Consider the following 13,857-nt stretch of genomic DNA (forward strand, 5'->3'; position numbering starts at 1 on the left):
ATGAGCGGGATCGATCCGAAACGTTTCGGCAAGGTGGCGGTACTGCTCGGCGGCGTGACCGCCGAGCGCGAGGTATCGCTGAATTCGGGCAGGCTGGTGCTGCAGGGCCTGCGCGACGCGGGCATCGACGCGCATCCGTTCGATCCGTCCGAGCGGCCGCTGTCGGCGCTGAAGGACGAGGGCTTCGTGCGCGCGTTCAACGCGCTGCACGGCGGCTACGGCGAGAACGGCCAGATCCAGGGCGCGCTCGATTTCTACGGGATCCGCTACACCGGTCCCGGCGTGCTCGGCTCGGCGCTCGGCCTAGACAAGTTCCGCACCAAGCTGGTCTGGCAGCAGACCGGCATCCCGACGCCGCCGTTCGAGACCGTGATGCGCGGTGACGACCTGGCCGCACGCGCGCCGGAGATCGTCGCGAAGCTGGGCCTGCCGCTGTTCGTGAAGCCGGCCAGCGAGGGCTCGAGCGTCGCCGTGATCAAGGTGAAGGACGCCGCCGCGCTGCCGGCCGCGCTCGACGAGGCGGGCCGGCACGACCGCATCGTGATCGTCGAGAAGAGCATCGAGGGCGGCGGCGAGTACACGGCCTGCATCGCGGGCGACCTGGACCTGCCGGTGATCCGCATCGTGCCGGCCGGCGAGTTCTACGACTATCACGCGAAGTACCTCGCCGACGACACGCAGTACCTGATCCCGTGCGGGATCGACGCGGCGAAGGAAGCGGAATTCAAGCGGCTCGCGCGCCGCGCGTTCGAGGTGCTCGGCTGCAGCGGCTGGGGTCGCGCCGATTTCATGCTCGACGCGGCGGGCAACCCGTATTTCCTGGAAGTGAACACGGCGCCGGGGATGACCGATCACTCGCTGCCGCCGAAGGCGGCGCGGGCGGTCGGCATCAGCTACTCGGAGCTGGTGGTGAAGGTGCTGTCGCTGACGCTCGAAGACTGACCCGGATACGGAATCGACCCATGTGGAACAACGTTCGCCAGCTCAACCTCGCGGCCAGCGCGCTTTACGCGCTGCTGCTGCTCGGTTGCACGGCGGCGGGCTGCTACTGGCTGATCCAGCGCCCGGCGTTCGCGCTGCGCACGATCCTGATCGACGGCGACACCGACCATATCAATTCACCGACGGTGCGCGCGAGCGTGGTCGGGCGGCTGAAGGGCAATTTCTTCACCGTCGATCTCGATACCGCGCGCGTCGCGTTCGAGCAGATGCCGTGGGTGCGCCATGCGAGCGTGCGGCGCGTCTGGCCGAACGCGCTGGCCGTCTCGCTGGAGGAATACAAGCCACTCGGCACCTGGGGCAGCGACCAGCTCGTCAGCACCGACGGCGAGCTGTTCACGGCGAACCAGGGCGAGCTCGACGAGGAGCTGCCGGCCTTCGACGGCCCGGACGGCAGCGCCAAGGAAGTCGTGCAGCGCTACCGCGATTTCGGCAAGTGGCTCGCGCCGCTGAATTCGCCGCTGGAGGAGGTCACGCTGTCGTCGCGCTACGCGTGGACCGTCAAGCTCGCGAACGGCATGGAGATCGAGTTCGGGCGCGAGCGCAACGGCGACACGCTGCCCGATCGCGCGCAACGGCTGGTGGCCGCGTGGCCGGCCGTCACCGAGCGCTGGGGCGCCGACATCGAGTACGCGGACCTGCGCTATCCGAACGGGTTCGCGATCCGCGCGGCGGGCATGCGCTTCCTGAGCGACACCGACCACGGCAAGAAGTAACAGGACATCACACGCAAGAGCACTTATGAGCAAAGACTACAAAGATCTGCTGGTTGCCCTCGACATCGGAACCTCGAAGGTCGTGGCCGTCGTGGCCGAGCTGAAGGGCGAGGGCCGCTACGAGGTGATCGGCCTCGGCCAGAGCGAGTCGAAAGGTCTCAAGAAAGGCGTCGTGGTGAACATCGAGGCCACCGTGCAGTCGATCCAGCGGGCGCTCGAAGAGGCCGAGCTGATGGCCGACTGCAAGATCACGAACGTGTTCACGGGGATCGCCGGCAGCCACATCCGCAGCTTCAATTCGAGCGGGATGGTGGCGATCAAGGAGAAGGAGGTCACGCAGACCGACGTGGCGCGCGTGATCGAGACCGCCAAGGCGATCAACATCCCGACCGACCAGCAGGTGCTGCACATCCTGACCCAGGAATTCATCATCGACGGCCAGGAGGACGTGCGCGAGCCGATCGGCATGAGCGGGATCCGCCTCGAGGTGAAGGTGCACATCGTGACGGGCGCGGTCAGCGCGGCGCAGAACATCGTCAAGTGCGTGCGCCGCTGCGGGCTCGAGGTCAACGACCTGATCCTGCAGCCGCTCGCCTCGTCGCTGGCGGTGCTGACCGAGGACGAGAAGGATCTCGGCGTGGTGCTGGTCGATATCGGCGGCGGCACCACCGACATCGCGATCTTCGCGGAAGGCGCGATCCGCCATACCGCGGTTATCCCGATCGCGGGCGACCAGATCACGAGCGACATCGCGATGGCGCTGCGCACGCCGACGCCCGACGCCGAGGACATCAAGGTCAGCCACGGCATCGCCAAGCAGGCGCTGGCCGATCCGGACGAGATGGTGGAAGTGCCGGGGCTCGGCGAGCGCGGCCCGCGCACGCTGTCGCGCCAGGCACTCGCGGCCGTGATCGAGCCGCGCGTCGAAGAGCTGTTTTCACTCGTGCAACAAGTCGTGCGCGAGTCGGGTTACGAAGAGTTACTTAGTTCCGGTGTCGTGCTCACCGGCGGGGCTGCGATGATGCCCGGCATGGTCGAGCTGGGCGAGGACATTTTCCTGAAACCGGTGCGCATCGGCGCGCCGGAATACGCAGGCGGCCTCGCCGACGTGGTGCGCAATCCGCGCTACTCGACGGCGATGGGGCTGCTCGTGGAAGGCAGCGCGCAACGAATGCGCGGCCGCAAGGTCGCAGTGCAATCGGGCTCGGCGGGCCAGATCTTCACGCGGATGAAGGACTGGTTCCTGAGCAATTTCTGAACGGGTTTTGCGCCGGTGCCGGCGGCCGGCGCGCGACAGGGGGTTGCCCGATCTCCTGCCGGATAACGGCCGAGTGGTTTTATCTTTCTTGACGGAGGCAACAATGGAATTCGAAATGCTGGAAACCGAGACCAACGGCACCATCATCAAGGTGATCGGGGTCGGCGGCGCGGGCGGCAACGCGGTCGCGCACATGATCAACCGCGGCGTGCAGGGCGTCGATTTCGTCGTCATGAACACCGACGCGCAGGCGCTCTCGCGCTCGCGCGCGCCGAACGTGATCCAGCTCGGCAGCACCGGCCTCGGCGCCGGCGCGAAGCCGGACATGGGCCGTGCCGCGGCCGAGGAAGCGCGTGAGCGGATCGCCGATTCGCTGCGCGGCGCGCACATGGTGTTCATCACCGCCGGCATGGGCGGCGGCACCGGTACGGGCGCCGCTCCGGTGGTCGCGCAGATCGCCAAGGAGATGGGGATCCTGACGGTGGGCGTGGTCAGCAAGCCGTTCGAGTTCGAAGGCGGCAAGCGCATGCGCGTGGCCGAAGCGGGCGCGCAGCAGCTCGAGGATCACGTCGATTCGCTGATCGTCGTGCTGAACGACAAGCTGTTCGACGTGATGGGCGACGATGCCGAGATGGACAAGTGCTTCCAGTGCGCCGATGACGTGCTGAACAACGCCGTCGCGGGCATTGCCGAAATCATCAACGTCGACGGTCTCGTCAACGTCGACTTCGAAGACGTGAAGACGGTGATGGGCGAGCAGGGCAAGGCGATGATGGGCACGGCCACGGTGGCCGGCGTCGATCGCGCGCGTCTCGCGGCCGAGCAGGCCGTGGCGAGCCCGCTGCTCGAAGGCGTCGATCTGTCGGGCGCGCGCGGCGTGCTGGTCAACATCACGTCGAGCCGTTCGCTGCGCCTGTCGGAAACGCGCGAAGTGATGAACACCATCAAGAGCTACGCGGCGGAAGACGCCACGGTGATCTTCGGCGCCGTCTACGACGACGCGATGGGCGACGCGCTGCGCGTGACGGTGGTGGCCACGGGCCTCGGCCGCGCGGCGAAGAAGCAGCAGACCACGCCGATGACGCTGCTGCGCACCGGTACCGACAACCAGCCGGTCGGCGCGGTGGCCCATACCTATGCGCCGGCGCACGTGAACACGGCGGACTACGGCGCGCTCGACACGCCGGCCGTCTGGCGCAATTCGCGTGAAACGGCGGCCTCGCACGTGCAGGCGCTGCAGGAAAAGGGCGTCGACACGTACGACATCCCGGCGTTCCTGCGCAAGCAGGCCGACTGACACGGGCAGGCGGGCCGCTCGCGCGGCCGGCCGACGTGACGGTGGAACGGACCCTGACAGGCCGCGTCGATGACGGCGCCGGGCCGGGCAAGTTGCCCTCTTCGCTTCGGCGGAGCGGGATGGGCCGTGTTTTCCGTTGCGAAACCCGCAACCGCATCGCAATGAAGGACCAGGCATGATTCAAGCAGGCGATACGCTGCCCGACGCACAAGTCTTCGAGTTCGTCGACGAAGCGCGCGAGGGTTGCACGCTCGGGCCAAATGCGCTCGGCGTGCGTGAACAGACGGCGGGCAAGCGCGTGGTGATCTTCGGATTGCCGGGCGCGTTCACGCCGACCTGTTCGGCCAGGCACGTGCCGGGCTATGTCGAACTGGCCGAGCCGCTGCGCGCGGCCGGCGTCGACGAGGTCTGGTGCGTGTCCGTCAACGACGCGTTCGTGATGGGCGCCTGGGGACGGGATCTGCACACCGCGGGCAAGGTGCGCATGATCGCGGACGGCAGCGCTGCATTGACTCAGGCACTGGGACTTACGCAGGATTTGTCCGCGCGCGGCATGGGGATCCGTTCCCAGCGCTACGCGATGGTGGTCGACGACGGCGTGGTCAAGACGCTGGCGGTCGAGGCACCGGGCAAGTTCGAAGTCAGCGACGCGGCAAGCATCCTGGCGGCGCTCACGCGCTGAGCGTGCCGCCGTGGCCGTTGCGCTGCCGCAACGCGTCATGGCGAGACAAGGTGCCGCTACATATGGGCCGACATCCGGAAACGCCTCCATTCCGGACGTCGGCCCGTCTTTCTTGACGCCGATGTTGCTTTACCGGGTAACGCGCAGACTTCGTCGGGTAACGCGTAGAAACAGTTGATACGACAATCGGTCCAACGTCGCCAACGGATTTGCGCTATACTCCCGCCTATCGAATAAAAGTCCTGATTGATAACGTCAATCAAGAATCAAGACATCATGTTGAAGCAGCGAACCATCAAATCGATCGTGAAGACGGTCGGCATCGGCCTGCACTCGGGCCGCAAGGTCGAACTGACGCTTCGCCCGGCCGCGCCGGGTACGGGGATCGTCTTCACGCGCGTCGATTTGCCGGCTCCGGTCGAAATCCCGGCCAACGCGATGGCGATCGGCGACACGCGCCTCGCGTCGGTGCTGCAGAAGGACGGCGCGCGCGTCTCGACGGTCGAGCACCTGATGTCGGCCTGCGCCGGCCTCGGCGTCGACAATCTTTACGTCGACGTGACCGCCGAGGAAATCCCGATCATGGATGGCAGCGCCTCGTCGTTCGTGTTCCTGATCCAGTCGGCCGGCATCGAGGAGCAGAACGCGCCGAAGCGTTTCATCAAGGTGACGCGTCCGGTCGAGATCCGCGACGGCGACAAGTTCGCCCGGCTCGATCCGTATTTCGGCTTCAAGCTCAAGTTCACGATCGATTTCCGCCATCCCGCCGTCGACAAGACGGGCCAGGAGCTCGAGGTCGATTTCGCCAATACGTCCTACGTGCGCGAGATCGCGCGCGCGCGTACCTTCGGCTTCGCCCACGAGGTCGAGATGATGCGCGAGCTGGGCCTGGCGCGCGGCGGCAGCATGGACAACGCGATCGTGCTCGACGAGTACCGCATCCTCAACAACGACGGCCTGCGCTACGACGACGAGTTCGTGAAGCACAAGATGCTCGACGCGATCGGCGATCTGTACGTGGTCGGCCATCCGCTGCTTGCCTCGTACACCGCCTACAAGTCGGGCCACGGTCTCAACAACGCACTGTTGCGCGAACTGCTCGCGCACGAGGACGCCTACGAGATGGTCACGTTCGAGGATCTGAAGGCCGCGCCGCGCGGCTTCGGCTTCGACGCGCAGACGGCGTTCGCGTAAGCGTGCGTTGCGCGGGGCGGCCAGCGTCGGCCCCCGGCACAATGAAAGAAGGCAGCCATCCGGCTGCCTTTTTTGCATGGGAGATCTGATCCTCAGCGGGTCGGCTTCGGTTTCTTCGCGTGCCGTTCGGCCATGCGCGCCAGCGCGTCCTGCAGCGGCGACGGCGCCAGCGCCTCGGCCAGCTCGCGCAGCGCCTCGGTGCCGGCCGGCGTCATGCGCGCCTGCTTGATCCGCAGCGGCTCGGGCGCATCCTGCGGGCGTACCCGCACCTTCAGCGTCGCCACGTGCCAGCCGCGCGCCTGCAGGTCGGCCACGAGGCGCGGTGCCACCTGCCGCAGCCGGGCGGCCAACGCGTTGTGCGCCGCGAACAGCGTCAGGCCGCCGTCCTTGATCGAGCCGGGTTCGACGTGATTGGCGAGATAGTCGGGCAGCAGCGCGCGCAGATCGCGCTGCAGCGAGGCAACCTGCTCGACGCCGGCGCGCAGCGCGGCGAACGCGTCGGTGCGCTTGAGCACGTCGGCCGCCACCTGCGGGCGCGAGTAGCCAGCCGCACGGGCGGATGCGTAGGCGGACGGCTTGGCGGACCTCGGCGGGCGATTCATGAAGCGGCGCGGATTTCGTGGATGGAGGAAGCTACGGCGACGACGATGGGCGGATTGTAACCTGCGCGAGGCATGCTGACGGCCGGGTGGCCGGGGCCGGATCGACGGGGGGCGATCGGCCACCCGCGCGAGATTTCCCGCGCGGCCTTGATGCGGCGCCGTTCCGGCCGCATATCGGTTGTCGCGGCGGCGCATTCGGCGCGCCTTTGCCGGGCGCGACGCGGGGGCCGGCGCGATACCGGCGCGGGCAAATGCGCGTGCTAAAATTCCTCGTTTGAATTCACTCATACGCTAAGCCGCCAAGGCTCGGCGCGCCGGGGTAGGCGTCATCCGCTCCGGGGCCGTTGCTGCGACGCAGACCCGATCGATGACAACCGGTTTTCTCCAGAAGATTTTTGGCAGCCGCAATCAGCGGCTCGTCAAGCAATACCAAAAGACCGTCGCGGCGATCAATGCGCTCGAGCCGCAGATCGAGCAGCTGACGGACGACCAGTTGCGCGGCAAGACGGGTGAATTCCGCCAGCGCGTCGCGGCCGGCGAGTCGCTCGACAAGCTGCTGCCGGAGGCGTTCGCGGTCTGTCGCGAGGCGAGCCGGCGCGTGCTGAAGATGCGCCACTTCGATACGCAGCTGATCGGGGGCATGGTGCTGCATTACGGCAAGATCGCCGAAATGCGCACCGGGGAAGGCAAGACGCTCGTCGCGACGCTGGCCGCCTACCTGAACGCACTGTCGGGCCGCGGCGTCCACGTCGTGACCGTCAATGACTACCTCGCGCAGCGCGACGCCGAATGGATGGGCCGTCTCTACAACTTCCTCGGGCTGTCGGTCGGCATCAACCTGTCCGGCATGGAGCACGAGCAGAAGCACGAGGCCTACGGCGCCGACATCACCTACGGCACCAACAACGAGTTCGGCTTCGATTACCTGCGCGACAACATGGTCTACGAGACCGAGGCACGCGTGCAGCGCGCGCTGAACTTCTCGATCGTCGACGAAGTGGATTCGATCCTGATCGACGAGGCGCGCACGCCGCTGATCATCTCGGGCCAGGCCGAGGACCACACCGAGCTGTACGTGCGCATGAACGCGCTGCCGCCGCTGCTCGAGCGCCAGATCGGCGAGGAGAAGGCCGACGGCACCGGCGTCGAGAAGCCGGGCGACTACACGCTCGACGAGAAGGGGCGCCAGGTGTTCCTGACCGAGTCGGGCCACGAGAAGGCCGAGCGGCTGCTCGCCGAGTGGGGTCTGATCGGCGAGGGCGAGAGCCTCTATGCGCCGCAGAACATCACGCTGATGCACCACGTGTATGCGGCGCTGCGCGCCCACACGCTGTTCCATCTCGACCAGCACTACGTGGTGCAGAACGGCGAGGTGGTGATCGTCGACGAGTTCACAGGGCGCCTGATGGCGGGCCGGCGCTGGTCCGACGGCCTGCACCAGGCGGTCGAGGCGAAGGAACACGCGAAGATCCAGAGCGAGAACCAGACGCTCGCCTCGATCACGTTCCAGAACTACTTCCGGATGTACGCGAAGCTGTCGGGCATGACCGGCACGGCCGATACCGAAGCCTACGAGTTCAACGAGATCTACGGCCTCGAGACGGTCGTGATCCCGACCAACCGGCCGCCGAAGCGGATCGACAAGCAGGACCAGATCTACAAGAGCGCGAAGGAGCGCTACGACGCGGTGATCCGCGACATCCGCGACTGCTACGAGCGCGGCCAGCCGGTGCTGGTCGGCACCACCTCGATCGAGAATTCGGAGCTGCTCTCGCACCTGCTCAAGCAGGCCGGGCTGCCGCACGAGGTGCTGAACGCGAAGCAGCACGCGCGCGAAGCGGCGATCGTCGCCGAGGCGGGGCGCCCGAAGCGGATCACGATCGCCACCAACATGGCGGGCCGCGGCACCGACATCGTGCTCGGCGGCAACGTCGAGAAGCAGGCGTCGTTCATCGAGGCCGACGACGCGATCCCGGCCGAGGAAAAGATCGCGCGCATCCAGCAGCTGCACGACGAGTGGGAAACCCTGCACCAGCAGGTGAAGGCCGCGGGCGGGCTGCACATCATCGGCACCGAGCGCCACGAATCGCGCCGTATCGACAACCAGCTGCGCGGCCGTGCGGGCCGCCAGGGCGATCCGGGTTCGTCGCGCTTCTACCTGTCGCTCGACGATCCGCTGCTGCGCATCTTCGCCGGCGACCGCGTGCGCGCCATCATGGACCGCCTGAAGATGCCCGAAGGCGAGGCGATCGAGGCCGGCATCGTGACGCGCTCGATCGAATCGGCGCAGCGCAAGGTCGAGGCGCGCAACTTCGACATCCGCAAGCAGCTGCTCGAATACGACGACGTGTCGAACGACCAGCGCAAGGTGATCTACCAGCAGCGCAACGAGCTGCTCGAGGCGAACGACATCGCCGAGACCATCGGCGCGATGCGCCATGGCGTGATCACCGAGATCGTCCACCAGTACGTGCCGCAGGGCAGCATCGAGGAGCAATGGGACCTGCCCGAGCTCGAGGAAGCGCTGCGCAACGACTGGGGCCTCGATCTCGCGGTCCAGGAAATGGTCAACGAATCGCAGTCGATCAACGTCGACGAAATCCTCGAAGCGGTGATCACGGGCGCCGACGAGCACTACGAGGCGAAGGTCGCGCTGGTGGGCCGCGAGGCGTTCAGCTCGTTCGAGCGCTCGATCATGCTGCAGACGCTCGACCGCCTCTGGCGCGAGCATCTGGCCGCGCTCGACCACCTGCGCCAGGGCATCCACCTGCGCGGCTACGCGCAGAAGAATCCGAAGCAGGAGTACAAGCGCGAGGCGTTCGAACTGTTCGCGGCGATGCTCGAGGCGACCAAGCAGGAAGTCACGCGGATCGTCATGAACGTGCAGATCCAGTCGCCGGAGCAACTCGAGGAAGTCGCCGAGCAGATCGAGGAATCGGGCGGCCAGCTGGTCGAGAACGTCGAAACGCGTCATGCCGACTTCTCCGAGACCGGCGCCGCGGTGGCGACGGTGGCCACCGCCGAGATGATCGGCAGCGCGATGGCGGCGGGCGCGGCCGGCGAGCCGGCGGGCGACGTGCCGCGCGTCGGGCGCAACGATCCGTGCCCGTGCGGCAGCGGCAAGAAGTACAAGCACTGCCACGGCAAGCTGAGCTGATCCCGGCGGCGGCGCGCGGCGGCATGCGATCCATCCGCCCGGCGCCGTCGTTGCGCTTGCCATGCGTCATGCCGCTGTCGCACACTCCGGCGCAGCATGACGTGACATGAATCTGCGGCGGCCCGCATCGATGCGCGCCGCCGCTTCGTTCTCATCCATCGATGCCGGCCGCGCCGGCATTTTCCTTTCGGCAGGTGTCCCCATGGCTGTCAATTTCCCCTCGATCGATCCCGCGCAACTGCATCCCGTCGCCGGCGTCACGCTCGGCTGGGCGGAAGCCAACATCCGCAAGCCGAACCGCAAGGACGTGCTCGTCGTCTCCGTGGAGGAGGGGGCGACGGTGGCCGGCGTGTTCACCGAGAACCGCTTCTGCGCGGCGCCCGTGATCGTCTGCCGCGAGCATCTGGCGGGCGTGCGCACCGGCGCGCCGGCGATCCGCGCGCTGGTCGTGAACACCGGCAACGCGAACGCCGGCACCGGCGAGCCGGGCCTCGCCGCGACCCGCGAGACCTGCGCCGAACTCGCGCGCCTGACCGGCTTCGCGCCGTCGCAGGTGCTGCCGTTCTCGACCGGCGTGATCCTCGAACCGCTGCCCGTCGACCGCCTGAAAGCCGGCCTGCCCGCCGCGCTCGCGAATCGCGCGGCCGCCAACTGGTACGACGCCGCGCAGGCGATCATGACCACCGACACGCTGCCGAAGGCGGCCTCGCGGCAGGTGACGATCGACGGCCACACCGTCACGCTGACCGGCATCAGCAAGGGCGCCGGCATGATCAAGCCGAACATGGCGACCATGCTCGGCTTCCTCGCGTTCGACGCGGCCGTCGCCCAGCCGGTGCTCGACCAGCTCGTGAAGGACGTTGCGAACCGCTCGTTCAACTGCATCACGATCGACGGCGATACCTCGACCAACGACTCGTTCATCCTGATCGCCTCGGGCAAGTCGAGCTTGCCGGCCGTCACGTCCACCGACTCGCCCGCCTACGCGGCGCTGCGCGAGGCCGTGACCGATGTCGCGCAGACGCTCTCGCAGCTGATCGTGCGTGACGGCGAGGGCGCCACGAAGTTCATGACGGTGCAGGTCGAGGGCGGCCGCGACGTGGCCGAATGCCGGCAGATCGCCTACGCGATCGGCCATTCGCCGCTCGTGAAGACCGCGTTCTACGCGTCCGACCCGAACCTGGGCCGGATTCTCGCGGCGATCGGCTACGCCGGCGTCGCCGATCTCGAGGTCGGCAGGATCGACCTCTATCTCGACGACGTGCTGGTCGCGAAGGCGGGCGGGCGCAACCCCGACTACCAGGAAGCCGACGGCCAGCGCGTGATGAAGCAGAGCGAGATCACGATCCGCGTGCTGCTCGGCCGCGGCGACGCGAGCGCGACGATCTGGACCTGCGACCTGTCGCACGAATACGTGAGCATCAACGCCGACTACCGCTCGTAAGCCGGCCGCGCACCCAAGCGGCGGCGCGCTCGCGCCGCCACGATCATCGAATTACCGGATTCCCAGATGGACAAGCTCGAACAGTTTCTCGACCGCGCCGAAGCGCTGATCGGCCGCTTCGAAGCGCTGCTGCCGCCGGCACCGGCCGACGTCGACTGGCGCGCGGCGAACGCGTTCCGCTGGCGCAAGCGCCAGGGCCGCGGTTATCTGCAGGCGGTGCCGGCAGTGTCGCAGATTGCACTCGCCGACCTCCAGAACATCGACCGCCAGAAGGCGCTGATCGAACAGAACACGCGCCAGTTCGTACAAAAGCGGCCCGCCAACAACGTGCTGCTGACGGGCGCGCGCGGCACCGGCAAGTCGTCGCTGATCAAGGCCTGCCTGAACGCCTACGCGGCCGAGGGGCTGCGGCTGATCGAGGTGGACAAGGACGACCTGCACGACCTCGGCGATATCGTCGAACTGATCTCGGCGCGCCCCGAGCGCTTCATCGTGTTCTGCGACGACCTCTCGTTCGAGGACGGCGAGTCGGGCTACAAGGCGCTGAAGGTCGCGCTCGACGGCTCGATTTCGGCGCAGTCGGACAACGTGCTGATCTACGCGACCTCGAATCGCCGGCACCTGCTGCCCGAGTACATGAGCGACAACGAGTCGTACAAGCACCTGCCGGACGGCGAAATCCACCCGGGCGAGGTGGTCGAGGAGAAGATCTCGCTGTCCGAGCGCTTCGGCCTGTGGGTCAGCTTCTATCCGTTCAAGCAGGATGACTACCTGACGATCGTCGCGCACTGGCTGCGCCATTTCGGCTGCGACGACGCGCAGGTCGAGGCGGCGCGCAGCGACGCACTGGTCTGGGCCCTCGAACGCGGCTCGCGCTCGGGGCGCGTGGCCTGGCAGTTCGCGCGCGACCGCTCCGGCCGCCAGGAGCCGGCATGAGCGCGGCCGCCGACGCCGGCGCGGGCGGCGCCGCGTCGCGCAAGGTCACCGAGGTCGCGGTCGGCGTGCTGGTGCAGCCCGACGGCCGCTACCTGCTCGCGCAGCGGCCGGCCGGCAAGCCCTATGAAGGTTACTGGGAGTTCCCGGGCGGCAAGCTCGAGGCGGGCGAGAGCGTGGAGGCGGCGCTCGCGCGCGAACTGCACGAGGAGCTCGGGATCTCGGTCACGGCCTGCCAGCGCTGGCATACGCTCGAACACGACTACCCGCACGCTTACGTGCGGCTGTTCTTCTGCAAGGTCACGGGTTGGGACGGTGAGCCGCATAGCCGCGAGGGGCAGGCGTTCGTCTGGCAGTCGCTGCCGGTCGACGTCGCGCCGCTGCTGCCGGCCGCGCTGCCCGTGCTCGACCTGCTCGCGCGCGAAGCGCAGGCATAGCTTTCCGTCGATCGGGAAACGGCAAGCGTCAGTCGTGGCGGCCCGAGCGGCCTTCCGGCAGGCCGTCCGCGGCATCGTCCGACGGTTCGTCGTCGGTGCCGCCGATCCGATAGCGCTCGGCGGCCCAGGCGCCCAGATCCATCTGCTTGCAGCGGGCCGAGCAGAACGGGCGAAACAGGCTTTCCGGCGTCCAGGGCACGTCCTTCGTGCAAGCCGGGCATTTGACGACGAGAGTCACGGCGATATTCAGAGATTACAGAGCGTCAGCTGGAACGGCACGTCGATATCGACCGCGCGGGGCCGCACGTCGCCGTCCTGGGCGGTGAAGCGCACCCACAGCATGTACTTGTTGGCGCTTGCTTCGGGGATCACGTGGAGTTCGGGCGGCACGCGCACCTGCATCAGCTGGTAGGTGCGCCCGGACAGCATCTGCTGGTAGCTGCCCTGCATCGCCATCACCTTCGAGGCCTGGCCCGATTCGCGCGCGAGGCGCAGCACGATGGTGGCCGCGTCGCGCAGCGGCAGCAGCGGCATCGCCCATTTCGTGATGTCCTGGCGCCGCTGCTCGGCGGGCCACTGCTGCCACGCGTAGTAGGACGGCAGGTCGAACTTGCAGGTGCCGCCCGGAATCACCGCGCGGCTGCGGATGCTGCCAAGCCATTCGTTGTCGGTCAGGTGCTGGCCGGTCTTGCCCTGCATCTGCCCGAGGTGGCCGAGCGTCTGCTCGATCTCGCCGAGCACGGCCTCGAGCGCGTTCTGCTCGATGCCCGGATTGCCGCGAAACGGTGCAAGCGTCTGCCGCTGGCGTTCCAGTTCCTTCATCAGATCCGATTTCAGGTCGGCCCGGCCCGCGACTTCCGCGATCTCGAACAGCGTCGTCAACGCGACGTGATGCTCCCTCGGGTCTTCCTGCGCCAGAAAGAACGTCAGGCGCTCGAACAAATCTTCGAGGCGCAGCAACGTGCGGATGCGTTCGTTGAACGGATACTCGTAAAGGATCAAGCGCGCTCGCCTCGGGCGTTGGGACAAAGGACCGGAATTGCCGAACATTCTAATGCCCACGCTCAGGCGTCGCAATCGCGCCTTTTCTGCCGCCGGCGGCCGGGCGCGCGGCTTGCTCGGCGCGGCGGCGGGCCGG

13 protein-coding genes are annotated in these 13,857 nt (G+C 67.5%); 10 read left to right on the plus strand and 3 right to left on the minus strand.

The window, feature by feature from the left end; all coding sequences use genetic code 11:
• From BpN12_RS16890 to lpxC, 6 genes are all read left to right on the plus strand, one after another.
• On the plus strand, positions 1–942 hold the full coding sequence (locus tag BpN12_RS16890; protein ID WP_246796651.1) for a D-alanine--D-alanine ligase: 942 nt from the start codon (positions 1–3) through the stop codon (positions 940–942).
• Between the two features lie 20 nt (positions 943–962).
• Positions 963–1,715 (plus strand): cell division protein FtsQ/DivIB, encoded by a 753-nt coding sequence (locus BpN12_RS16895; protein ID WP_246796652.1) that lies wholly within the window; start codon positions 963–965, stop codon positions 1,713–1,715.
• 25 nt (positions 1,716–1,740) lie between these two features.
• Entirely contained in the window at positions 1,741–2,973 is a 1,233-nt protein-coding gene (gene ftsA / locus BpN12_RS16900) for a cell division protein FtsA (RefSeq protein WP_012734554.1), read from the plus strand.
• Positions 2,974–3,076: 103 nt separating this feature from the next.
• Positions 3,077–4,270, plus strand: coding sequence for a cell division protein FtsZ (gene ftsZ, locus BpN12_RS16905; RefSeq protein ID WP_246796653.1), 1,194 nt, complete (start codon positions 3,077–3,079; stop codon positions 4,268–4,270).
• Positions 4,271–4,445: 175 nt separating this feature from the next.
• Positions 4,446–4,952, plus strand: coding sequence for a peroxiredoxin (locus BpN12_RS16910; protein ID WP_012734556.1), 507 nt, complete (start codon positions 4,446–4,448; stop codon positions 4,950–4,952).
• 276 nt (positions 4,953–5,228) lie between these two features.
• Positions 5,229–6,146, plus strand: coding sequence for a UDP-3-O-acyl-N-acetylglucosamine deacetylase (lpxC, locus tag BpN12_RS16915; protein ID WP_042623778.1), 918 nt, complete (start codon positions 5,229–5,231; stop codon positions 6,144–6,146).
• A gap of 92 nt (positions 6,147–6,238) precedes the next feature.
• Here lpxC and BpN12_RS16920 read toward each other — a convergent pair whose 3' ends face one another.
• The gene (locus BpN12_RS16920; RefSeq protein ID WP_246796654.1) at positions 6,239–6,748 is read right to left on the minus strand and encodes a DciA family protein; all 510 of its coding nucleotides are present in this window, start codon (positions 6,746–6,748) and stop codon (positions 6,239–6,241) included.
• A 367-nt stretch (positions 6,749–7,115) separates the two neighbouring features.
• Here BpN12_RS16920 and secA point away from each other — a divergent pair, with 367 nt between their 5' ends.
• The 4 genes from secA to BpN12_RS16940 all read left to right on the plus strand — a co-directional run bounded on the left by secA (position 7,116) and on the right by BpN12_RS16940 (position 12,719).
• Complete coding sequence (secA, locus tag BpN12_RS16925) at positions 7,116–9,905, plus strand: preprotein translocase subunit SecA (protein ID WP_246796655.1); 2,790 nt, start codon at positions 7,116–7,118, stop codon at positions 9,903–9,905.
• Between the two features lie 202 nt (positions 9,906–10,107).
• On the plus strand, positions 10,108–11,349 hold the full coding sequence (gene argJ, locus BpN12_RS16930; protein ID WP_246796656.1) for a bifunctional glutamate N-acetyltransferase/amino-acid acetyltransferase ArgJ: 1,242 nt from the start codon (positions 10,108–10,110) through the stop codon (positions 11,347–11,349).
• Positions 11,350–11,415: 66 nt separating this feature from the next.
• On the plus strand, positions 11,416–12,285 hold the full coding sequence (locus BpN12_RS16935) for an ATP-binding protein (RefSeq protein ID WP_246796657.1): 870 nt from the start codon (positions 11,416–11,418) through the stop codon (positions 12,283–12,285).
• Positions 12,282–12,719: an NUDIX domain-containing protein gene (locus BpN12_RS16940; RefSeq protein WP_246796658.1), complete on the plus strand. Its 438-nt coding sequence runs from the start codon at positions 12,282–12,284 to the stop codon at positions 12,717–12,719. Before BpN12_RS16935 ends, BpN12_RS16940 begins: the two co-directional genes overlap by 4 nt.
• A gap of 28 nt (positions 12,720–12,747) precedes the next feature.
• Here BpN12_RS16940 and BpN12_RS16945 read toward each other — a convergent pair whose 3' ends face one another.
• Both BpN12_RS16945 and zapD read right to left on the minus strand, forming a co-directional pair.
• Positions 12,748–12,957, minus strand: a complete 210-nt coding sequence (locus BpN12_RS16945) for a DNA gyrase inhibitor YacG (RefSeq protein WP_246796659.1) — start codon at positions 12,955–12,957, stop codon at positions 12,748–12,750.
• Between the two features lie 8 nt (positions 12,958–12,965).
• Positions 12,966–13,721, minus strand: coding sequence for a cell division protein ZapD (zapD, locus tag BpN12_RS16950; RefSeq protein ID WP_042623785.1), 756 nt, complete (start codon positions 13,719–13,721; stop codon positions 12,966–12,968).
• Positions 13,722–13,857 lie beyond the last annotated feature (136 nt).

Origin of the sequence: Burkholderia perseverans (assembly GCF_022870505.1) — a bacterium.
Taxonomy (GTDB): Bacteria; Pseudomonadota; Gammaproteobacteria; order Burkholderiales; family Burkholderiaceae; genus Burkholderia; species Burkholderia plantarii.

Coding starts and splice junctions, on each gene's coding strand:
- lpxC (WP_042623778.1), top strand. CDS start 5,229: ATGTTGAAGCAGCGAACCATCAAATCGATCGTGAAGACGGTCGGCATC.
- BpN12_RS16890 (WP_246796651.1), top strand. CDS start 1: ATGAGCGGGATCGATCCGAAACGTTTCGGCAAGGTGGCGGTACTGCTC.
- argJ (WP_246796656.1), top strand. CDS start 10,108: ATGGCTGTCAATTTCCCCTCGATCGATCCCGCGCAACTGCATCCCGTC.
- BpN12_RS16895 (WP_246796652.1), top strand. CDS start 963: ATGTGGAACAACGTTCGCCAGCTCAACCTCGCGGCCAGCGCGCTTTAC.
- BpN12_RS16910 (WP_012734556.1), top strand. CDS start 4,446: ATGATTCAAGCAGGCGATACGCTGCCCGACGCACAAGTCTTCGAGTTC.
- BpN12_RS16940 (WP_246796658.1), top strand. CDS start 12,282: ATGAGCGCGGCCGCCGACGCCGGCGCGGGCGGCGCCGCGTCGCGCAAG.
- BpN12_RS16935 (WP_246796657.1), top strand. CDS start 11,416: ATGGACAAGCTCGAACAGTTTCTCGACCGCGCCGAAGCGCTGATCGGC.
- secA (WP_246796655.1), top strand. CDS start 7,116: ATGACAACCGGTTTTCTCCAGAAGATTTTTGGCAGCCGCAATCAGCGG.
- BpN12_RS16920 (WP_246796654.1), bottom strand. CDS start 6,748: ATGAATCGCCCGCCGAGGTCCGCCAAGCCGTCCGCCTACGCATCCGCC.
- ftsZ (WP_246796653.1), top strand. CDS start 3,077: ATGGAATTCGAAATGCTGGAAACCGAGACCAACGGCACCATCATCAAG.
- ftsA (WP_012734554.1), top strand. CDS start 1,741: ATGAGCAAAGACTACAAAGATCTGCTGGTTGCCCTCGACATCGGAACC.